Origin of the sequence: Sporolactobacillus terrae, from assembly GCF_019930545.1 — a bacterium.
In the GTDB taxonomy this organism is placed as follows: domain Bacteria; phylum Bacillota; class Bacilli; order Bacillales; family Sporolactobacillaceae; genus Sporolactobacillus; species Sporolactobacillus terrae.
On record NZ_CP082837.1, the window covers coordinates 1,018,437 to 1,038,753 of the forward strand.

Genomic DNA, 20,317 nt, shown 5'->3' on the forward strand with positions numbered 1-20,317 from the left:
CGGCAATTTCATCAATAAGAGTTAGCTCGAGACACGAAAGCGCGAGACGCCTGCGGGAACAGCGAGCCAGCGAGACCCCGCAGATACCTACCTGTCTGAGGAGGCTCGCGGTGCGCCCGCGGCAAGCGAGTAACCGAAGCGGCGATTCAGCACCGAAAAGACACTAGTCCATCACACATGGTTGGAGATTAAGGACCGGGCGTATTTTGCCCGGTTTTTCTTACTTTCTGCAGCTTAACAGCACTATAAAATAATTATTAAGAATAAAAAGAATATTGAATAAACATAAGTTTTTCTTTGTTTTCGATAAACCAAGCCTTATAATTCAATTAAAACACTTTTTGTTAGAAAAACAAATGAAGGAGATTATCATGAGAAACGAGAGCAAGAATGCCACTTATCGCTTAGTTTTACTAAGCATATTTACCGCTATTATCCTCCTGCAAAATTTTGTTCCATTTCTGGGCTATATACCCATGGTTGCCTTAAGCCTCACGATTATCCATATTACGGTGATTATCGCAGCGATTGTGCTCGGGCCAACTGGCGGTGCTATTATCGGTGGCGTATGGGGAATGACTACATTTATTCGCGCATTTACTTTTCCAACCAGTCCTGTTGCGCCCATTGTTTTTACGAATCCGCTTATTTCTGTTTTTCCTCGTATCATGATCGGAATTATTTCTGGGAATGTGTACCTAAAATTAAAAAAAATGGGATGCCCACAATTTGTCAGCATGTCGATTGCAGCACTGCTTGGCGCTTTGACGAACACGGTTCTCGTGCTGGGATTGATTTATTTATTCTATCGACAACCCTATGCAAATGCCTTGCATATGGACGTCACCCAGTTGCTGCCGGCGCTATTGGCCATTGTGTTTACAAATGGTATTGCCGAAGCGGTAGCGGCATGTATTGTCGCACCAACCGTTGCAACCGCAATCCTTAAAGCAAGAAACAAGACAGCTTCATAACCAATGGATCTGACAAAACTCCATTCAGGTGTTGTGTGCATATGATGGAGTAATGCCATTGGGAGAGGAGGTGGGATCTCTGTGAACAGAAAAGAATTATCAGAGGGTTTCGCACTCTTATCCATTACGATTGGAAAAGTGATGGCTGCTATTGGGCAGACGCCGATTAAAACATTGGATCGCGAAACTCAGGATCAGTTAATTCTTTTAGGCAGCATCATCCAGGTTGGGGCAGGTGCGTCACTTATTGATCTCACCTCCAATAACTCGTCTGAACAATTAGGACTGGCGCTCACCGTTATTGGTTATGGTTCTTTTGTTCTTCAGTTTATTAGAGACGAAGATGATGATCGTATCTTACTGAAACGCGCAATTTCCTCAAATCTTAAAGAAGTATTGGCATCCTTTGTGATAGCTACCGATCCGATTTTTTGGAGAAAAATGTATCAGATTATCGGCACCATGTTGGTATGTATCGGGAACTATATTCAAGTCATGGGGAGAAATCGTTTACTTGCGGAAGGCGAAGATTATACATTGTTTGATCCCTTGGTTACCTTTGGAACTTGGATGGAAGCAGGAGGATCAGCTATACTGACACTCGGGACTATTGAAGAAACAATTTAATAGAAATGAAGTTAAAAATAAGGAGGGCATCGCAACGTCTGTTTGACGCTTTGATGCCTTCCTTGTGATTTAAGTGAACGTACAGCAAATCGGGTGGGATGGTCAAGTGTTGTATTTGCCACGATATCATTTCATCCCTAATGATTGTCTTCATGGGACAAGAACCCTTAATAAAAAAATGGAAAAGGATAAAGAAATGGGGTCGCAAATAGGAAGAATGGGAATAGAAAACGATTAAACCTGCGATACCTTGGACGCGGTCCAGGACCATAGAAATAACGCGTGTCGGATTCAGGTTCAGCATTCTCAGGTACCAGCATGATTACCCCTTGATCAGTAACATCTTCGACTATTCCTTCCATTTGTGTACCATCAGCCATCTGTGCAATGACATAGTAATTCATGTATTTTCGGCATAGGTTATTTATTGCTTGCGTGTTGTCAGTAGGCTGATTTACATTTCGATCATTCATTTCATGGGGAACAAAAAATGACGGATTGTTTTCTTCGTACGTATAACTCATCATCATCTCTCCTTTATGCCTTAGTGTATTCACCCATTTTTCGAACCGTGACAAAAACACTTTTTTCGATAAACTGCGGAAGTATTCATTTATAAGCAGCGTACAGAGGTTAATTATTTTTTGACGTCAAGAGAAAAACAAGCGGTACATGCTGTGCTATAATGTGTCAATGAGTTAATCTACCAATAAATCAATGGTAACTAGTAGACAAGGTTGTGTGATGAATGAATAATAAGATGCGCTGCGCCGAACAAATGCAGCAGGAGTTGCAACACTTTCGTTGTCCGCTTTGCGGAGAAGCGTTTACGCTTGTTAATGAACAAAGAAGCCTAAGGTGTCCAAATACACACACCTTTGATATTGCCAAACAAGGGTATGTCAATCTGTTAACAAAAGCCGTGCATACTCATTATGACAAGCAGCTGTTTGAAGCGCGCCAAAGAATTATTGTTGGGCATAAGTTTTTTAATCCGCTCGTGAAAAGTATCGTGAACGCTATAGATGAGCAGATGGGCAGTGATAAGGTTCAACAATCGACGATCCTCGATTTAGGTTGCGGTGAAGGATCACATCTGGCAGCTATTTGTGACGCGCTTTCACAACAGACGTCGAAACAAATTACGGGCTGTGGTATTGACCTTGCGAAACCGGGTATTCAATTAGCTGCAAAACATTATCCGAATCAAATCTGGTTTGTCGGAGATCTTGCGCGGCCACCTTATCAAAAACACAGCTTTCAATTTTTGCTTAATATTCTGTCGCCATCGAACTATGATGCATTTGATTCATTACTTGAATACGGCGGTTCTGTCATTAAAGTCATACCGGGAGAACACTATCTTCAAGAGTTGCGTCATGCATTTTACAGCACGAGCAGAGCAACCTACTCGAATGTCGAAACACTTCGTCTGTTTAAAGAGCATTATCCTGAATCCGAAATGCATCATCTTCACTATACAGTAGAGCTTGATAAAGCAGGATTGAGTGATTTGCTCTACATGACGCCGCTTACTTGGAACATACCTGAATCAACGCGCCAAACGTTTTTAAATCAAGAAACCGCCATCATTACATGTGATCTTCTATTGCTGATCGGACGGAGATCGAACAAAAGCTAACTCAAAACCAGTCATATTCATTCAATAAGTGCTGTATCTAAAGAATTATTTTGAAATCCTTTGATTGATTTTGAAAGAAAAAGTGGTACAATAGGTGATGTGGAGGAATGAATATGTTGGCTGAAGAAAGACAGCTGATGATCTTGAAGACTTTAGCGGCTGACCATGTGGTTAAGTTGAAAGCACTCGTTTCTATGCTCAATGCTTCTGAATCGACTGTTCGACGGGATTTGCAAGAACTAGAGGGTCGTCATCTTCTCCGCCGTGTGCATGGTGGTGCATCACTTCTGCGTAAGTTAAATGATGAACTGGATATGGAGACAAAAACATTCAAAAATGTGCAGAAAAAGAAAGCGGTTGCGAGACTAGCTGCAACGAAGATCAAAGATAATGATTGTGTATTCCTTGATGCTGGGACAACGACATTAGAAATGATTCCTTTTATTACAGCAAAAAATGTAACCGTTGTCACTAATGGCCCTGCACACGGTGACCTGCTCGTTCGAAAGAAGATCATTTGCTATTTGTTGGGTGGACAAATGAAATCAACGACAAAAGCCGTTATTGGAAGTTTGGCGCTGCAATCGATTAATTTGTTTCGATTTGATACTGCATTCATTGGCGTAAATGGGATTGATCCTTCAATGGGCTATACAACGCCGGATCCGGAAGAAGCAGCGCTGAAGCGGCGCGCACATGATCTTGCACAACGCACTTACATTGTGTCGGACAGCAGCAAGTTCTCTGAGATCTCTTTTTGCAAGATTTTTGATCTCGGCGAAGCGATCATCATAACGGACCATCTGCCTGACTTAGATGGCTTCAAAGTCACCGACAAAACGGAGATCTATGTTGCTGATCAAGAAACCGTTGATCGGTAACCGCTGAGATTGATCAGCCAATGCGTTCAGATGTTGCTGGAAAAAACGAAGTTTTGTTTTTGATAAAAAATGAAATCGTTTACCTAAAACCAGTATCTGGAACGATGATGCTCTACAGACTTAGATTAGCAAAAAGGAGTGGAACTTCTATGAAAATTACAGATTTAATGATTGAAAGCGCTATGCTTTTGGACATGAAAGCGACAACTAAAGAAGGCGCTATCGATGAACTGATTACCAGTCTTGAAAAAAATAATCGAATTAATGATCCGCAACTTTTTAAAGAAATGATTTTGAAGCGTGAAGCACAATCAAGCACAGGCATTGGCGACGGAATCGCAATGCCTCATGCGAAAACAAAAGCGGTGAATGAAGCGACCGTTGTTTTTGGTCATAGCAAAAAAGGGATTGATTACAAGGCTCTTGATGGACAACCTTCATACCTATTCTTTATGATTGCGGCCCCTGAAGGAGCGGCTGATGTCCATTTGCAGACGCTGGCAGCATTGTCCCGACTGCTGATTGACCACGATTTTGTTGAACAAATAAAACAAGCCGTTACTGCACATGAGGTTGCCCAGCTTTTTAATGAAAAGCAAGCAGAGCATGATGCAGAAGAAAAGAAAGAGGCAGAAGCAAAAAATGCACATGCTCTGAAAGCATCATCTGAAGAGCAATTCGTCGTTGCCGTTACCGCATGCCCAACGGGAATTGCACACACCTACATGGCCGAAGATGCTTTGAAGAAAAAGGCAAAAGAAATGGGCGTAGCCATTCGTGTTGAAACAAATGGTTCAGAAGGGGCAAAGCATGTGCTTACTAAAGATGAGATTGCACGTGCTGCTGGAGTCATTGTTGCTGCAGACAAGAAAGTTGAAATGGCTCGCTTTGACGGTAAAAAGGTACTGCAAACCCCTGTAAGCGACGGGATTCGCAAACCGGAAGAATTAATCAATAAAGCACTGCATGGCCAAGCACCTGTATACCATGCGGAAGGCGGAGGAGCTGAAGAGAGCGAGCAAGTCGGTAAGGAATCAGTCTGGAGCAAGGTTTATAAAGATCTGATGAACGGTATTTCCCATATGCTGCCGTTTGTCGTCGGTGGTGGTATTTTACTTGCCATATCGTTCCTTTTTGAACATCTGGGCAAAGATAATACAATCTTTCAGATGCTTAGCGCTATCGCCGGGGGAGACACAGGGGCCTTCCACTTCTTAATCCCAATTCTCGCCGGATTTATCGCAATGAGTATCGGTGATCGACCAGCATTGATGCCAGGTATGGTTGGCGGTTTTCTAGCAGCAAGTGCGAATGCTGGTTTCCTTGGCGGCCTTGCCGCTGGTTTTCTTGCTGGATGGGTGATTATCTTGCTGAAAAAAGTATTTAGCGGTCTTCCGCGTACTTTGGACGGTATAAAACCGATTCTGCTTTATCCTGTTTTGGGCCTGTTGGTTACGGGAGGATTAATGTATTACATCCTTAACCCAATTTTTAAATGGATTAACACAGGATTGATTGGCGGCTTGAACCATCTAGGAACCGGAAATGCAGTTTTGCTTGGTGTTGTTCTTGGCGGTATGATGGCCGTTGATATGGGTGGTCCGGTAAATAAGGCTGCTTATACCTTTGCGATTGGTGTCTTTACAAGCAGCGGCAACGAAAATGGTTTAATGATGGCTGCCGTCATGGCGGGTGGCATGGTACCGCCGATTGCGATCGCTTTAGCTTCATCGCTCTTCAAACACAAATTCACTGAAGAAGAACGCAAAGCAGGTATTACAAACTATGTGCTCGGTTTATCGTTTATTACAGAAGGTGCAATTCCTTTTGCGGCTGCCGACCCGCTTCATATCATTGGTTCAAGTGTGATTGGTGCAGCAATTGCTGGGGGATTAACTCAGCTTTGGAACATTAATATTCCGGCACCTCATGGCGGCATCTTCGTTGTACTCCTTGGTAATCATCCGATTCTGTTCTTGGTTTCGATTATCATCGGATCAATCGTTTCCGGGTTAATTCTTGGACTTTGGAAAAAGCCCGTAAAGCAGTAAATGAGCATGAGCAAAAGCATTATTCCAATGCGTTAAAAGCGGCTGAAACTTCGACCGCTTTTTTTTATGTCTGAAAAGTGATAATAGCAGGGGTTTTGACAAATACTAGTCCAGTAATGACTGAAAATCAGATCTTCTGGGTGTGAGCATTTTTGGATGGTAAACGTCGATTAATACAATTATTTTCAGGGGCGTTTTTTCTGTTTGGCGGGGTTTTTTTGCTTATGAGCATGATAGGTCCACTTTTTCTTGGGAACTATTTAAAATATGGAAATCTTGCCTATTCATCATTGGACTTGACCTGGATCCTGTTACTATTAACGGTTGTTTTTATACTTTTCTTACTGTCGATGCATCGACTGTTGTGTGCGTGTCACGGGAAAACGGTGTATCGCTTGCGCTTTTTGCTGGTTGCTGTGATTGGTGGCTATGAACTTTTCCTCCTTATCGTATTTTCAGGGATCCAGCCTCCTGAAATTGATGGCGGACATGTGTTTATGAAAGCCTATCATTTATTGGAAGCAAACAGAAATAATGCAGACACGATTTATTTTCAAATCTATCCGAATAACATCCCCTTGCTGCTGATCCGCTATGGACTTTACCGTATCTTTCCATTGCAGTCGGTCGATGCATTTTTGTTTCTTGATCATTTGCTATGTATGGCTGTTTTAAATTGCGCTATTCTTTTCTCTGCAAAAATAGTTAAGATAATTTTCGGAATGAGAATGAGTGTGTTCTTTTTAGTGCTGATCGCTACTTGTTTCCCATTGTTTTTCTATTCGCTTTACTTTTACTCGGATACTTTGATGATTATGATGCCTCCGCTTTTGATCTATTTATGGATGCGCTATGAGCAGGGCAACAAGCCTTACGGTCTTTTATTTTGTCTTCTGCTTGCTGCCGGTTGCGTTATTCGCCAGAATCTGATTCTCTTTTTGCCCGCACTCATCATCTATCTGCTGTTACAGAAGCGTATCAAGCATGTTTTGATGTTTACTGTTGTGACACTTGGCGCATTGCTTATCATGCAAAACTCAGCGATTCAGCTGGCTGAAGGAATCCATCTTAAGTCAAACGATCATGCAAAGATGCCGACGACACACTGGATAATGCTTGGCCTATCCGAACAGGGGCGGTATAATTACAATGATTTTCAACGAACATTCACCAAACAGACCCAGGAGGAGAAAAGAAAAGCAACAACGGATGAAATCAAGAAAAGGCTGCATGAGAAATCAATCGGAACACTGATATCTTTGTGGTTTGTTAAAGCGTTCCGCGTCTATGCAGATGGCTCGATGGGCTACTATTGGTATCTGGGAAATACATCCACACACTCCTTGATGTACGATTATTTAATTGGGGGACAACGCGCGTTATTCCTTCTAATTATTCAAGCTTTCCACTGTGCCAATTTGTTTTTTCTTCTTTGTTCTGCACTTCGCGCGTATCGTAAAAAGCACATCGATACGGGTCTGCTTTTGCAAATGATGCTCTTTGGGAATTTCGTATTTTATATTTTTGTTTGGGAAGCAGAGCCTCGCTATGCGCTACTGTTCCTCTTTCCATTTCTAATCATGAATTGTTACGGTGTTTCCAAGGTGCAGCTGTGGCTCGGCGAAAAGAGGCAGATGAATCGTTCGCTGTGGTCAATAACGGGTCAGCGTGCCGCACATCTGCTTGTGATCCTGCTTTTAGCTGTGACGGTCTTCCATTTCCGTGTGATTACACAAGAGAGTGATGTACAATACCGCTATGCGGTGAATCAAGATCAGCGCAAAGGCTCGCTTCAAGCTCGAGTTTCGCTTGATCACTATGTTTCACAAACCTTTTATGCGGATCGGTCATTTGATCATATTTCTTTAGGCATGTCTCGTTCAAAAGGGGATGGCATTTATCAAGTAACACTTCGTTCTCGATCCGGGGATGAAGAACAAACGAAGCAATTTACAAAACATGGCTTGAAGAAAGGCACACTTTCTAATTTTAATTTTGTTCGTCCTTTTCGTGGCAAGAAGAAGTATGTCTTAACGGTTTCGATGATTGGAAATCAGCAGCATAGTTATCTGGATTTAGCGATTCATGGAAAAGGATTATTCGAACAGCGAGATTTGTATCGAGGCGGCTCTTTAATGTTCAACGGACGAATATTAGAGGGAAGAGACTTACAATTCCGTGCTTATATGCGTGATACACGTCCCTATTTATCAACAACGAGTTATTTCGTGTTTGTGAGTGTTCTGCTGCTGATGATCATCCTATTTACCGATGTATATCGAGACCCAGTTGGAGTGCATTCCCGCATACCTCCTGATCCTGCTTAATTGGCTTATGAAAAATGCCTCCGTCTTTACTGTGCTTGAATGGATTGTGGTTGTCAAAAAACAACATTTGATTTGGATAACCCGGCGGAATAGGTTAAACTAAAAAAAGAGAAAACATAAATTTTGATAAAATAGGTGATTGAAATGAAGATCGGACTCATTGGATTGGGAAAGATGGGGTACAACCTTGCACTTAATATGTCTGAACATGGTTTTGCGGTTAATGCCTTCGACCTGTCCGAAGCAGCTGTAAAAAAAGCACAAGAAACTGAAGGGATTGAAGGGTTTACTTCAGTAGAAAAGTTGGTAAACAGCCTAGAAACGCCGCGGGTATTCTGGCTGATGGTTCCAGCAGGGGATCCGACAGAGCAAACGCTCAACACGCTTCTTCCTCTGCTTGACGAAGGGGATATTGTGCTTGATGGAGGCAACTCACGCTACACCGATACACTTCGCCGTTACGCGCGATGTAAAAAACAAGGAATCTCATTTATGGATGTCGGTACATCCGGCGGGATGAGCGGTGCGCGCCATGGTGCTTGTATCATGGTTGGCGGAGAAGAACGATCCTTCAGCTATCTCGAACCGCTCTTTAAAGCAATATCGGTTGAGGATGGTTATCTCTATACGGGAAAAGCAGGGAGTGGCCATTTCTTAAAAATGGTTCATAATGGTGTCGAATACGGCATGATGCAGTCGCTGGCTGAAGGTTTTGAAGTTTTGCAGAAAAGTGAATTTGATTACGATAATCAGGCTGTCGCAAAGGTGTGGAACCATGGTTCAGTGATCCGCAGCTGGCTCGTGGAACTTCTTGAAGATGCTTTTTCAAAGGATGGTAATCTAGAGAAGTTGAGTGGGGTTATGTCCTCATCCGGTGAAGGAAAATGGACACTAGAGACCGCTCTTGATATGCAAGTGCCGACTCCGGTCATTGCTCTATCACTTTTGATGCGTTATCGTTCTCTGGAAAGCGATACGTTCTCTGGCAAAGTGGTTGCTGCATTGCGTAATGAATTTGGCGGACATGCTGTCGTTAAAAAATAAAACCTTGGGAACCAAAAAAGGATCTGCCCTCAGAGGGGCAGATCCTTTTTTCACTTTATGATCAAATCGATTACAGGAACCGACGCATAACCGTCTTCATTGGCGGCATTTTTTCCATTTTGTGATTTTCAGCAATTGATTTCGCCGTGAATCGTGCATAACCCTTTGCTTCATCCATCACAATTTTTCCTGGAAGCGGCGCAGCATTTACATCTACGGCAACGTCAAGAATTACCGGCACATCTGATGCTTTGGCTTGCTCTAGAGCAGGCTGGAGTTCTTCATATTTTTGAATCCGGAATCCTTTTCCGCCGCATGCTTTGGCAAACTTGGCATAATCAATGTCACCAAAGTCAACAGCATATTTTAATTGACCGGCGGACTGTTGTTCATATTTAATGAACGCCAATTGTTTGTTGTTTAAAACGACAACGATAATCGGCATTTTGTAATGAACGGCAGTAGCAAAGTCTTGCATCACCATTGCAAATGCACCATCCCCCGTGATGGCGATGGCTTGACGATCTGGGAATGTCTGTTTGGCTGCGATGGCACCGGGAAGACCGCATCCCATCGTACCTAGCCATGCAGAAACAATAAAGTCTTGATTATCTCTAAGTCTGAGATAACGTGTTGACCAAACCGTTGACGTACCGACATCCACAGAATAAATCGTGTCATCCTCAGAAATGGATTCAATGCCTGCCATCAATGCTTCAGGAGCAATCGGCGATTTCTTTTGATCCTGATCCTCATTCATCCAGTTCCACCAAGTCTTCATGTTGTCTTGGCATGTTTTCAGGAATGGACGGTCAGAAACAGGTGTTACATGTTCTGTTAAGTAGGCGAGCGCTTCAGCAGCATCACCGACAATTCCGTTAGTTACCGCATAACGCTTGCCGATTTTTTCAGGATCAATGTCGATCTGAACACATTTTGCACCTTCCGGAAGATATGCTGCATAGGGATAATCGGTACCGATCATGATCAGCAAATCAGAACTTTTCATTGCTCGATAGGCAGGCTTTGTACCGATTTTGCCAATATTGCCGATAAAGTTCGGGTGCAAATCTGAAATTGCTCCTTTGCCGGGCAATGTGATCGCAACGGGTGCGTCGATACGTTCTGCAAAGGCTTTGAGTTCATTCTTTGCATTTTTCGCGCCAACACCTGCTAAAATGACCGGACGCGTTGCATTGTTAATTAAGGCTACCGCATCATTCAAATCATCTTGAACAAGACCAGGCGTTTTCTTCTCAAAAATCGTTGAAAGTTGAGGCGCACTGTCGGAAATCTCACCTAGCGGAATATCATCCGGAATGGAGAGAACCGCAACGCCGCGTTTTGTATAAGCCGTGCGGATTGCTTGGTTGACAACAGCCGGGAAGCTTTCGGCGCTTGTGATTTTTTTGTTGTATACAGCAACATCTTTAAACAGTTCCACTGTGTCGACTTCTTGAAAATAATCGGTTCCGGTCAAACGTGATGGAATATGTCCGACAAGTACAAGCATCGGTACATGATCCATCTTAGCATCATACATGCCGTTGAGTAGGTGAATCGCACCAGGACCGCCAATTGCAAGGCACACACCGATTTTTCCGGTTAGTTTTGAATAAGCTGCAGCTGCGAGTGAAGCGACTTCTTCATGACGAACCGTGTAAAATTTTATTTTGCTTTCTTCTTTGCGTAATGCTTCAACCATCGTGTCAATGGAGTCGCCGGGGATACCATAGATATGATCAATGCCCCAGTTTTCCAGCAACTTGACGACTGCATCACTTGCTTTTACTTTTCCCATATTGGGTTCCTCCTCCAGAGTTGAATACATTCTTGAAACAGATTTTTGTTTACGTTTCAAGATCTTTCTCTATATAAAATGTGACAATAAATTGAACCTTATGGGTTCATTTTATGACAAATAGAAAAAAATGCAAACCGATATGCTCATAAATCATCGACGGACAGGTTGATCGATACTTCTTTTTCGAATGGATTGTTTCTATAATAGAGAAGAAGCCTTGAAGGAGGGGTTATATTTGAGTTTTGTTTCGATTATTGCATCGAACCAATGGATATCTGTGGTGAGTGACGGAAACCAAGTTGAAGCGAACGATGAGGGAGAAATTCAGATCAGTCTGTCGAAGAAACCAAATTTTGTACGTATTTCAGACTATCAATTCATCGCATGTACGGGAAGTGAGAAACGATTGAAAAGGATAAAACGCATGTTTACGTTTCAAGATCATCCTTATGCGATCGATTCTGCAATGCTTGCACAGCTGAAGGAAGAGGTAACAGCCGTATCTAGTGACCGGCAAGATGTTTTGCTCGCGATAGCCGATGCTGCTGAAGGCTGTGTCTGCCGTATGATCTCAAATAAACCCGGAGCGCGTTGGATCACGATACGTCCGGAGCATGGTAGAGCAGCTACACTTTTTTTAGCGGGGAAAGGAATTGATGAGCAGAAAATCCGCTTTCTGTCTGATGAGTGCAATCGGCTTTTGCGCCATAAAGAGGAGAAATTAGACAATGCGATTATCGTGCAGGTGCAGCTTAATCGCATTGCAGCAACACTTGATTCGACGATTGGTTCCCGAATTTTTCGTTTGACGATTAAGGCACCTTGACGATAAGAAAGTCATCCTGAGTTTGGCGGCAAACCGTGCAAGCGGATGTCATTGCCTGTTCACCAAAGAATCCAACGTTTAATCCTGATCAAAAGTAAGGAAGGCTCCGATTTTAAAAGCGGCCGGAGCGGAAAATTGAAAGAAGGACGATCATAAACATGAAAAGAACGATGGTGACCGCTATGCCAATAATTGGCACGTTACTGATAAGCGATCGAGCACCAAATGCCTCACCGAGAATAATGCATGCCAAAATGATGCTGAATGAAAGCAGCATAATACTGAATGAAATACGGTTCGCAGCGCGATCAACTTTTGCAAGTAGAAATTCTAATTGGGGAAGTTTCATTTCTACACGAGTTTTCCCTTTATTTAAATGCGTGAGTGTTTTCCGCAATAAAGAAGGCAGTTGTATACTGTTGTCAACAACATCATAACTGTTCATGAATAGTTTCTTTGTAAGATCAGTCAGGTTCAATCGGTGTATGAGTAATTTATGACCATAGGGTTCTGCAAGTTCAAGAATACTTATTTCACAATCGAGCTGGGTAATGATTCCTTCGAGCGTGATGAGTGATTTCCCGAGCAGTGTATAGTTCTTTGGAATGCCAATACGATGTTTTTTGGTCACTTCAAAGATATCATGAACGACTTTGCCGATGTGTACTTCTTTAAAAGGGAGCATGTAATATTTTTCACGCAGTGCATCCAGATCCATTTTGAACTGACGTTCATTCAAATCGTCCGGAATGTCAGTCATTACAGACAACGTACGAACCAACATGTCCGTGTTGCCTTTCATTAATCCAATAATTAAATCGCCGAAATCTCGTTTCATCGTTTCATTTAAATAACCGACTTGACCAAAATCAATGTAGCCGATTTTGTTGCCGGAGAAGAAGAATAAATTTCCGGGATGAGGATCTCCGTGAAAAATGCCGAAGACGAGTGCTTGATCCAGAAAGGAACGAACAAGCCATTCACAGAGCGTTTTTTTATCAATATCGGCCGGGGTACGCTCAAGTAAATCCTGCACCTTATAACCGTTAATATAGTCTAAGGTTAAGACGCGAGCTGAGGAGTAATCATCGTAAACCTTAGGAATGACGACTTGATCGTTATCCCTAAAAAAGGAATAAAGCTTTTTGGTGTTTCGCGCTTCTAGTGTATAGTCTAATTCTTTATGAACGGCTGTAGAAAATTCTTCCACGAGATCCAACACTTGATAAGTGCGTGCCCATTCGTACCGTTTATCGACAAGGGAGGCTAAGTCCCATAGAATTTCAATGTCATTGGCAACAACCGATTCAATGTCCGGACGTCTGATTTTAACTGCAACTTTCTCGCCGCTTTTCAATTGAGCATAGTGCGCCTGACCCATTGAAGCCGCAGCGATACACGAATCGTCAAAACGAGCAAAGACGTCTTCAACGGGTGCTCCGAATTCTTCAGCAATAATCTGCTTGATGGATTCTACGTTTACGGGTGTAACCTGATCCTGAAGATTGCGCAATTCGTCAGCAATTTGTTCCGGCAATATATCGGTTCTCAAGCTAAGCAGTTGGCCAAGTTTAATAAAAGTAGGTCCGAGTTCTTCTAACATAAGCCGTATACGTTGCCCTAATGATCTTTGCTCTTGTCCGTTTCCGGATAAATCAGCCGCAATCTGTTTGGGTAATGAGAGCAAATGAAACAAGCCGACATCTTTTACAAGATAGCCGAATCCGTATTTAACCAGAACTGAAACAATTTCTCGATATCTTTTAAGATGACGAATGTGTTTTCCAATCATTGTCGCTTCACCTGAAAAAAGGTTATTTTTCTTCGTTTTCGTTCTGGCTGACAACCGCCTTTAACTGCTTAATTTCAGTTTCCAAAAAGGCTATTTGTTGCTGAAGCTGTGCCAGTTCTTCATGTGTTACAAATCCAAGTTCGTGAAGTGAATCGCTGATGCCTTGATGCAGCTGTTGGTTCAAATTCTCTGTACTTTTCTTACCTTTATCACCTAATGTTTTCAGCAATACCTTCGTTTCATCAGCTGCCGCGCTGCCGTTATTGGAAAGATCACTAAGTATCTTTTCGACTTTCTCCTTGCCGGCAGAGGCTGCCCCGATCCCAATAAGGAAACCTGTTTTCAACCATTCGTTCATCATTCATTCCTCCTTTTCTTTTCTCTATTTTAACCGACTGAACGGTACCTGTATACGGAACCAACCTATTGTCACTTGAAATGCTGTTCTGGAGCACTCGATGGATGAGTTCTAAATCATTCGCTATCCTTTTTATTCCATAAAACAAAACCTCCTGAAGAACGAGACCCTTCAGGAGGTGGTAACAAGCAATGAACGACTGAGAGAAGTTATTTGATAGTGCGAAATACGCCGATTACTTTTCCGAGGATCGCACAGTTATCAAGTAAAATCGGATTCATTGACGGATTCTCCGGTTGTAGACGAATATGGTCCTCCTCTTTGAAGAATCGTTTGACGGTTGCTTCATCCTCATCGGTCATTGCGACAACGATTTCTCCATTTTCTGCAGTGCGCTGCTGACGGACAATCACTTTGTCGCCATCGAGAATTCCGGCGTTGATCATACTTTCACCAGTTACATTAAGAATAAATGCGTCATCGTCTTCAACGATTGAGAGCGGAACAGGGAAATATTCTTCAATATTTTCAACTGCGCTAATCGGAAGCCCTGCAGTTACTTTACCAATAACCGGAATATTGACGGTTTTCTCGGTGAAAATGTCTCCATCATGATCGAGAACCTCAATCGCCCTTGGCTTTGTGGGATCACGTCTGATTAAGCCTTTTTTTTCAAGTCGCGCTAAATGACCATGTACCGTTGAACTCGATGCGAGCCCAACAGCATCACAAATTTCACGTACAGAAGGGGGATAACCTTTACTGGCAACTTCATGTTTTATGTAATCAAGGATTGCTTGCTGCCGATTTGAGAGTTTCATGATACTTCTCCTTTTCCTTATCTTGACAATAGTATAGCATTTGAAAAAAACAGATGCAAACATTTGTTCTAAATGCATTGACACAAATACATGTTCGCATTAAAATAGAGAAAACGAACAAACGTTCTTGAGAACAAGCATTCCTAATGAGGGGGAACTTAAATGAATATGCAGGCAAATCACAAGACCAGAGGACTATCATTTATTATCATATTCTGCATTTTATCTGTTGTCTTATTTTTTACATTAACGAATACAGTTGCTGCGGATCAAACAATATATAAGGAAGTAACGGTCAAGCACGGAGACTCATTGTGGTCAATTGCGACCGATTACAAAGATGAAACGCCGAGACTTACCAAGCAGGCATTCATTGATTGGGTGAAAAATGAAAATGGTTTGGTGCGCGATCAAATTGTTCCCAACCAAAAGCTGATTATTCCAGTGAAAAAAAATAAATAATGAAATCCCAAGCCTTTAAAAGGAGCAAAAAAGACGATTGTGTGCTATACTGTTATATAACAAAAGGATTGATGAAATGATGTATTAGTACAATTGTTTCTTTTCCTTTTTGTTTTTGAAGCTTATGAATCCATTAATGGCATTTTTCCATTAATGGCCATTTTTCATCCTCCTTCAGATGGAAAGCGGACTGATATTCAGTCTATGCTTTCTTTTTTTTACCGATAAAGACAGTAAATCTTGACTTGTGATTTTCCAGTACGGAATCAGCGTCATCTCTTTATTAACTGGGCTCTAAATGCAACCACAAGACACCTGTGGTAGACGAACAGCTGAAATGTTCAAGAAGCGCAAGATTGATGAATAAAAACTGCATGCAGCGTAACCGTACGGAACAGATGCCGCCCGTTCTTTCTGTAACAGAGTTGACCATGATTCGCGAGATAGTGTAAACTGAACTATGGAAATTTGATACAAGGAGGACGCACACTATGCTCTGGTTATACATATTAATAGGCGTGATCTGTCTCGCGGTCGGATTGATTCTCGGTTTCTTGATCGCCCGTAAATATATGATGAGTTATTTGAAGAAGAACCCGCCGATTAACGAAAACATGTTACGCGTGATGATGACACAAATGGGTCAGCACCCATCGCAGAAAAAGATTAATCAGATGATGAAAGCCATCAATAATCAAGTGAAATAAAAACCCTATTGGAACAGGGTTTTTAAGCGGTGAGACTTTAAAAGTCTTGCGAGCGATACATTTACTTGGTTGATCTGTCGATACGTTTTCAGCATCAAATCGTTTAACCTTTCAGGTTTACTTTTCAATAACACTTCACTCTGTAGAAAGATCAAACAGATTGGGGTGTTTTTTTATGAGCAACTTTGTGATTAACGACCTAATGCAGGAATACCTTTACCACTGTGCAGCAAGCGGCTTTACTGAAAAGACCATGAAGAATAAGACCTTCGAAATCGAGCACCTTGTGACGTATTTAGAGCAGAAAAGAGGAATCACAAAACTAAATACTCTGACGCATTTTGATCTACAAGCCTATTTTCACCTTAAAAGGCTCAAAGGAAATAAAGCTTCTTCGCTTGTCACACTCCATAAATGCATTCATGCTTTTTTTTCATGGATGGTTTCGGAAAATTACCTCAAAGAAAACATCATGGATAAAGTGGAATGCCCGAAAACTCCAAAAACGATCATCAACACTTTCACACCTAATCAAGTTTACAGAATGATTCACTCGTTTAAGGAAAACTCATACCTAGAAGTAAGGAATAAAGCAATCATTTCAATGCTTGCCGATTGCGGCTTGAGAAGCATTGAAATCAGACGACTAAAACCCGATGACATAAAACTCACACAAATCAATGTATTAGGGAAAGGCAATAAAGAGCGCATTGTTTTTATTTCACCTGCGCTTAAAAAGGTTTTAATACGCTATGAGCGTTTTCGACGTCAATTTGTGAAACGTGTTTTCCCACATGATGAAAATTATTTCTTGAATTACCTTGGTGAAGAAATAACCCACACAGGCTTATATAACATCATTAGGGAAGCTGGGAAAAGAGCCAGTATAACAGGTGTACGCTGCTCACCACATACATTCAGGCATTATTACAGTGTCGAAGCATTGAAATCTGGAAAAATCGACCTTTACTCATTAAGTCGGCTGTTAGGGCATTCCTCAACGGCGATCACAGAACGTTACTTACGTTCACTAGAGGACAGTCAACTTATTGATAAAGCAGTGTCAAGCAGCCCCTTGATGAACCTAAATAGAGCAAATAGGAGAGCGACAAAAAATGACTAAGAAACAGCAACATGAAGCAGACAAACAGCTTTTCAAGCTTTTAGATTCAAAGGAATTAAAAAAATTTGTTGATGATTTTTTAAACGATATTGAAGGAGAGCGAAAAAATGTTTGATCTTCACTCAAGCATGCAGAAAAGTATTCGTCAATTTGACGCATTTTTGGATGGTTGGACTTTTGGCACTCTAATCATTGAAAATAACACAGTCACACTTGTCACTGAAGCCGCTGAAATTCATCTGAATGACAGTTACCTATTAGAGATTCAAAACGGCAACGAGTACATGCAGATAACCGTTCAGCAAGCATTGAATACCTGTGATTCAATTACAAACTTTCCACTATTCGCAGGAATGGCAGCACGTATTAAAAAAGGGTAAAACAAAAGCCACATGCGGGAACATGTGACTTCAGCACTTGAATATTACGGTTATCCAACGATAATCATAGTCTAACATTCGTGAAAAAAAACGTCAACCGTTAGGCTTATTCAAGTGCGCCAATAAATCATAAAATTGGAGCGCACACACATGAAAAACCGAACAATCATAGAACATTCAACCTTCAGACAAATGCAATCCCATGAAGCACTACACGACAAATCCATTAAAGATAAATTCTTAAATTCCATCATTTCATTTTATGGTGACAGATATTATAGGCTCAAACAAGGCACAAGGGACGCTCTAGACTGGCTCTGTTTCCTTGCACATAACAAAGGCTATTGCTACGCTTCCCAGACTTACCTTGCTGAAAATGGTGTCTCTGAGCGTACAATAAGACGAATAATGAAAAACCTTCAGCAAGCAAGCATAATTTTTATAGCTTATCGCAGAAAAGGACACTTCAATTGCTGTGGCAAGCCTGTTTATTTCTTCGTGCAGCATCCTTATTTTACTGAGTGGTGCAAACTATTAAATATTAATGTCCCTGATAATGACAGAGACAATAGCCATCACAATTCCAGTGAAAATGGCTCTACAATGGGCGAAAATGATAGTTTTCAAGAATCTACCTATTCATTACCTAAAAAATTATCTAGTAATCCTTTAAATAATCGTGAGACACTCGACTTGCTGCCTGACAATATAGATCATGACTTTGCACATCTTTATCATGCTATTTTGGTGTCAACCTGAAGCAGATAAATGAATTGTGGCATATCTGCAAGCATCAAGCATGGAAAATTAACATATTACCTGAACATATCGCATCAGGTGCTATTCATGCCTTAAAACAGACAGTAGGACAAGCCAAAATCAAGAAAATCCGCAACTTTGCCGCATATTTTACTAATACAGTAAAAAACATATATCATGATATTTTTATTAATGAATGTGATGCGCTGTTAGCTGAATAGTTTACACTTGCCGCCAAGCGAGATATAAGAAAGATGAACATGAAATATTAATGATTATTATGTTATTAATTAATCTAATATTAATGCATAATAAGCATTAAATCTTTCATGCAAAGTAAAGTAAATTGTCAGACAATAGAGGTGAGGAAATTTTCCTCTATTTTTATACACTTATAAAAAATGAAAAACGAACAAAGTTTTTTGGTATATAAAGAATCAAAGAAAACACTTAATCTTTATATACAATAAAAGATTGTTCTTTTTTGAAGGAGATAGAATAAACTTGGACGCAATAAGAAAGCCAATAAAAGATGCAATCGAGTTTGCGGAAATAATTGATCCTGATTTTGATTTTTCTGCTATGAAGCAGCAAATTGGAAAATACGGAATATTGAAAAATAGTTACTACCCTGAAAAATTAAAAAGTGAATTAGAACGGTTCTATTCTAATGTTTATTACACTGGTAGAGGTAAGAAAAAAGTAATAGTTTGTGAGAATAAACGCGATAAGCCACTCATGAGAGTTGATCATAGGAAAGGACGTTCAGGCAGAACACTAGAGCTAACGACTAATACAATGTTAAAAAGGTTATTGTCATATTTGATGCTTGATAATTCAGGGACGCCCCATTCATACACTGAATGGATTAAATTAATTGGTTTATATCCTGATAATCGGCTTATTAATGATGCGATTAAATCTCATCACTATGATTCAAACGAACGGTATTTATCTGATATAAATATCAATGGTAAAAACATAAATTGGCAAATTAGGCGTGACATTGTGCAGCAAGAAGAAATAAGAGCAAAAAAGGCAATGTGTCGAGCAATTAATTATCTCCATGATCGCAAACTGATAAAAATAAATGAAACGCAATACGGAGCATTAAGATATGACAATAACGATAGGCACTATTTTGATCGTTTAGACGATGAATTGAGCCGCAATGTTCACGAAACGCAAATTAGCCTGTTAGATAAAGAGAAAATAACTTTGCGTGACGTGATGTTTCCACCGCATGACAAAGACATTAGAGAAAAAGTAAATTGCTATCAGCAAGCAATGAATGCTTTTTTAAAATCACATCACATTATATTTTTTTATAGTTTAGTGGGTATTCAGCGGAACACTAAAAAGAAAATCATTCAGGAACTGAGCAAAGACAGTTTTTCACTTGAGGAAATTCATGAGTTAATGAGTGATAAAGCATTGAAATTAGCGGAGAAAAGGCAGAAAAAATTTAGAGAACAAATAAAAAAAACTAAAGGATTCGGCACTTTAGTTTTCACAAATGAATTAGATAGATCAAAATATGAAGGTAGTTATATTCAAGATGCTGAACTGCTTTTCGACTATTATATTAAAGATAATTCTAATTTAAAAGTAGAAGAAGTTAAATAAAATATCCGTTTTAAATATTAAATGTATTGCCTTTCACTTATATTATATCGCAAAGATATAAACTGTAAACCAAAAAATAACAGATAGATAAAATAAAAAGACCACCATTTTTG

20 protein-coding genes are annotated in these 20,317 nt (G+C 40.7%); 15 read left to right on the forward strand and 5 right to left on the reverse strand.

The window, feature by feature from the left end; genetic code table 11:
- Window positions 1-371: 371 nt before the first annotated feature.
- Together K7399_RS04655 and K7399_RS04660 are read left to right on the forward strand one after the other, a co-directional pair.
- Window positions 372-974 carry an ECF transporter S component gene (locus K7399_RS04655; RefSeq protein ID WP_028977701.1) on the forward strand — a complete coding sequence of 201 codons (603 nt, stop codon included), beginning with the start codon at window positions 372-374 and terminating at the stop codon, window positions 972-974.
- An 81-nt stretch (window positions 975-1,055) separates the two neighbouring features.
- Window positions 1,056-1,601 carry a DUF6944 family repetitive protein gene (locus K7399_RS04660; protein WP_028977700.1) on the forward strand — a complete coding sequence of 182 codons (546 nt, stop codon included), beginning with the start codon at window positions 1,056-1,058 and terminating at the stop codon, window positions 1,599-1,601.
- Window positions 1,602-1,768: 167 nt separating this feature from the next.
- Here the strand turns inward: K7399_RS04660 and K7399_RS04665 are convergent, their stop codons facing one another.
- A complete protein-coding gene (locus K7399_RS04665; protein ID WP_051578054.1) occupies window positions 1,769-2,125 on the reverse strand; it encodes a hypothetical protein in 357 nt (118 codons plus the stop codon).
- Between the two features lie 224 nt (window positions 2,126-2,349).
- Between K7399_RS04665 and K7399_RS04670 the strand changes: the two genes are divergently transcribed.
- From K7399_RS04670 to gnd, 5 genes are all read left to right on the forward strand, one after another.
- The gene (locus tag K7399_RS04670) at window positions 2,350-3,243 is read left to right on the forward strand and encodes a putative RNA methyltransferase (protein ID WP_128166641.1); all 894 of its coding nucleotides are present in this window, start codon (window positions 2,350-2,352) and stop codon (window positions 3,241-3,243) included.
- A 113-nt stretch (window positions 3,244-3,356) separates the two neighbouring features.
- Window positions 3,357-4,124, forward strand: a complete 768-nt coding sequence (locus tag K7399_RS04675; RefSeq protein ID WP_028983052.1) for a DeoR/GlpR family DNA-binding transcription regulator — start codon at window positions 3,357-3,359, stop codon at window positions 4,122-4,124.
- Window positions 4,125-4,273: 149 nt separating this feature from the next.
- Window positions 4,274-6,175, forward strand: a complete 1,902-nt coding sequence (locus K7399_RS04680; RefSeq protein WP_128166643.1) for a PTS fructose transporter subunit IIABC — start codon at window positions 4,274-4,276, stop codon at window positions 6,173-6,175.
- Window positions 6,176-6,399: 224 nt separating this feature from the next.
- Window positions 6,400-8,502: a glycosyltransferase family 39 protein gene (locus tag K7399_RS04685; protein ID WP_128166645.1), complete on the forward strand. Its 2,103-nt coding sequence runs from the start codon at window positions 6,400-6,402 to the stop codon at window positions 8,500-8,502.
- 144 nt (window positions 8,503-8,646) lie between these two features.
- The gene (gene gnd, locus K7399_RS04690; protein WP_028977694.1) at window positions 8,647-9,546 is read left to right on the forward strand and encodes a phosphogluconate dehydrogenase (NAD(+)-dependent, decarboxylating); all 900 of its coding nucleotides are present in this window, start codon (window positions 8,647-8,649) and stop codon (window positions 9,544-9,546) included.
- Between the two features lie 70 nt (window positions 9,547-9,616).
- Here the strand turns inward: gnd and K7399_RS04695 are convergent, their stop codons facing one another.
- Window positions 9,617-11,347, reverse strand: a complete 1,731-nt coding sequence (locus K7399_RS04695; protein WP_128166647.1) for a pyruvate oxidase — start codon at window positions 11,345-11,347, stop codon at window positions 9,617-9,619.
- A 238-nt stretch (window positions 11,348-11,585) separates the two neighbouring features.
- Here K7399_RS04695 and K7399_RS04700 point away from each other — a divergent pair, with 238 nt between their 5' ends.
- Window positions 11,586-12,176, forward strand: coding sequence for a hypothetical protein (locus K7399_RS04700; RefSeq protein ID WP_128166649.1), 591 nt, complete (start codon window positions 11,586-11,588; stop codon window positions 12,174-12,176).
- A gap of 112 nt (window positions 12,177-12,288) precedes the next feature.
- Here K7399_RS04700 and K7399_RS04705 read toward each other — a convergent pair whose 3' ends face one another.
- The 3 genes from K7399_RS04705 to lexA form a co-directional block, all read right to left on the reverse strand.
- Complete coding sequence (locus tag K7399_RS04705) at window positions 12,289-13,968, reverse strand: ABC1 kinase family protein (protein WP_206612228.1); 1,680 nt, start codon at window positions 13,966-13,968, stop codon at window positions 12,289-12,291.
- Window positions 13,969-13,990: 22 nt separating this feature from the next.
- Window positions 13,991-14,329, reverse strand: coding sequence for a phasin family protein (locus K7399_RS04710; RefSeq protein WP_128166651.1), 339 nt, complete (start codon window positions 14,327-14,329; stop codon window positions 13,991-13,993).
- A gap of 206 nt (window positions 14,330-14,535) precedes the next feature.
- Window positions 14,536-15,150, reverse strand: a complete 615-nt coding sequence (gene lexA, locus K7399_RS04715) for a transcriptional repressor LexA (RefSeq protein ID WP_028977690.1) — start codon at window positions 15,148-15,150, stop codon at window positions 14,536-14,538.
- Between the two features lie 159 nt (window positions 15,151-15,309).
- On the opposite strand from lexA, the gene yneA reads away from it, so the two are divergent.
- From yneA to K7399_RS04745, 7 genes are all read left to right on the forward strand, one after another.
- Window positions 15,310-15,609, forward strand: coding sequence for a cell division suppressor protein YneA (gene yneA, locus K7399_RS04720; RefSeq protein WP_028977689.1), 300 nt, complete (start codon window positions 15,310-15,312; stop codon window positions 15,607-15,609).
- 491 nt (window positions 15,610-16,100) lie between these two features.
- Window positions 16,101-16,316 (forward strand): YneF family protein, encoded by a 216-nt coding sequence (locus K7399_RS04725; RefSeq protein ID WP_010025811.1) that lies wholly within the window; start codon window positions 16,101-16,103, stop codon window positions 16,314-16,316.
- A gap of 175 nt (window positions 16,317-16,491) precedes the next feature.
- A complete protein-coding gene (locus K7399_RS04730) occupies window positions 16,492-17,439 on the forward strand; it encodes a tyrosine-type recombinase/integrase (protein ID WP_223362490.1) in 948 nt (315 codons plus the stop codon).
- Window positions 17,432-17,554, forward strand: a complete 123-nt coding sequence (locus tag K7399_RS16130; RefSeq protein WP_263282754.1) for a hypothetical protein — start codon at window positions 17,432-17,434, stop codon at window positions 17,552-17,554. Before K7399_RS04730 ends, K7399_RS16130 begins: the two co-directional genes overlap by 8 nt.
- A complete protein-coding gene (locus K7399_RS04735) occupies window positions 17,547-17,819 on the forward strand; it encodes a hypothetical protein (protein WP_128166653.1) in 273 nt (90 codons plus the stop codon). The genes K7399_RS16130 and K7399_RS04735 overlap by 8 nt, the downstream gene beginning before the upstream one ends.
- 150 nt (window positions 17,820-17,969) lie before the next feature.
- Window positions 17,970-18,578: a helix-turn-helix domain-containing protein gene (locus tag K7399_RS04740; protein WP_128166655.1), complete on the forward strand. Its 609-nt coding sequence runs from the start codon at window positions 17,970-17,972 to the stop codon at window positions 18,576-18,578.
- Between the two features lie 504 nt (window positions 18,579-19,082).
- On the forward strand, window positions 19,083-20,204 hold the full coding sequence (locus K7399_RS04745) for a hypothetical protein (RefSeq protein WP_128166657.1): 1,122 nt from the start codon (window positions 19,083-19,085) through the stop codon (window positions 20,202-20,204).
- Window positions 20,205-20,317: the final 113 nt, after the last annotated feature.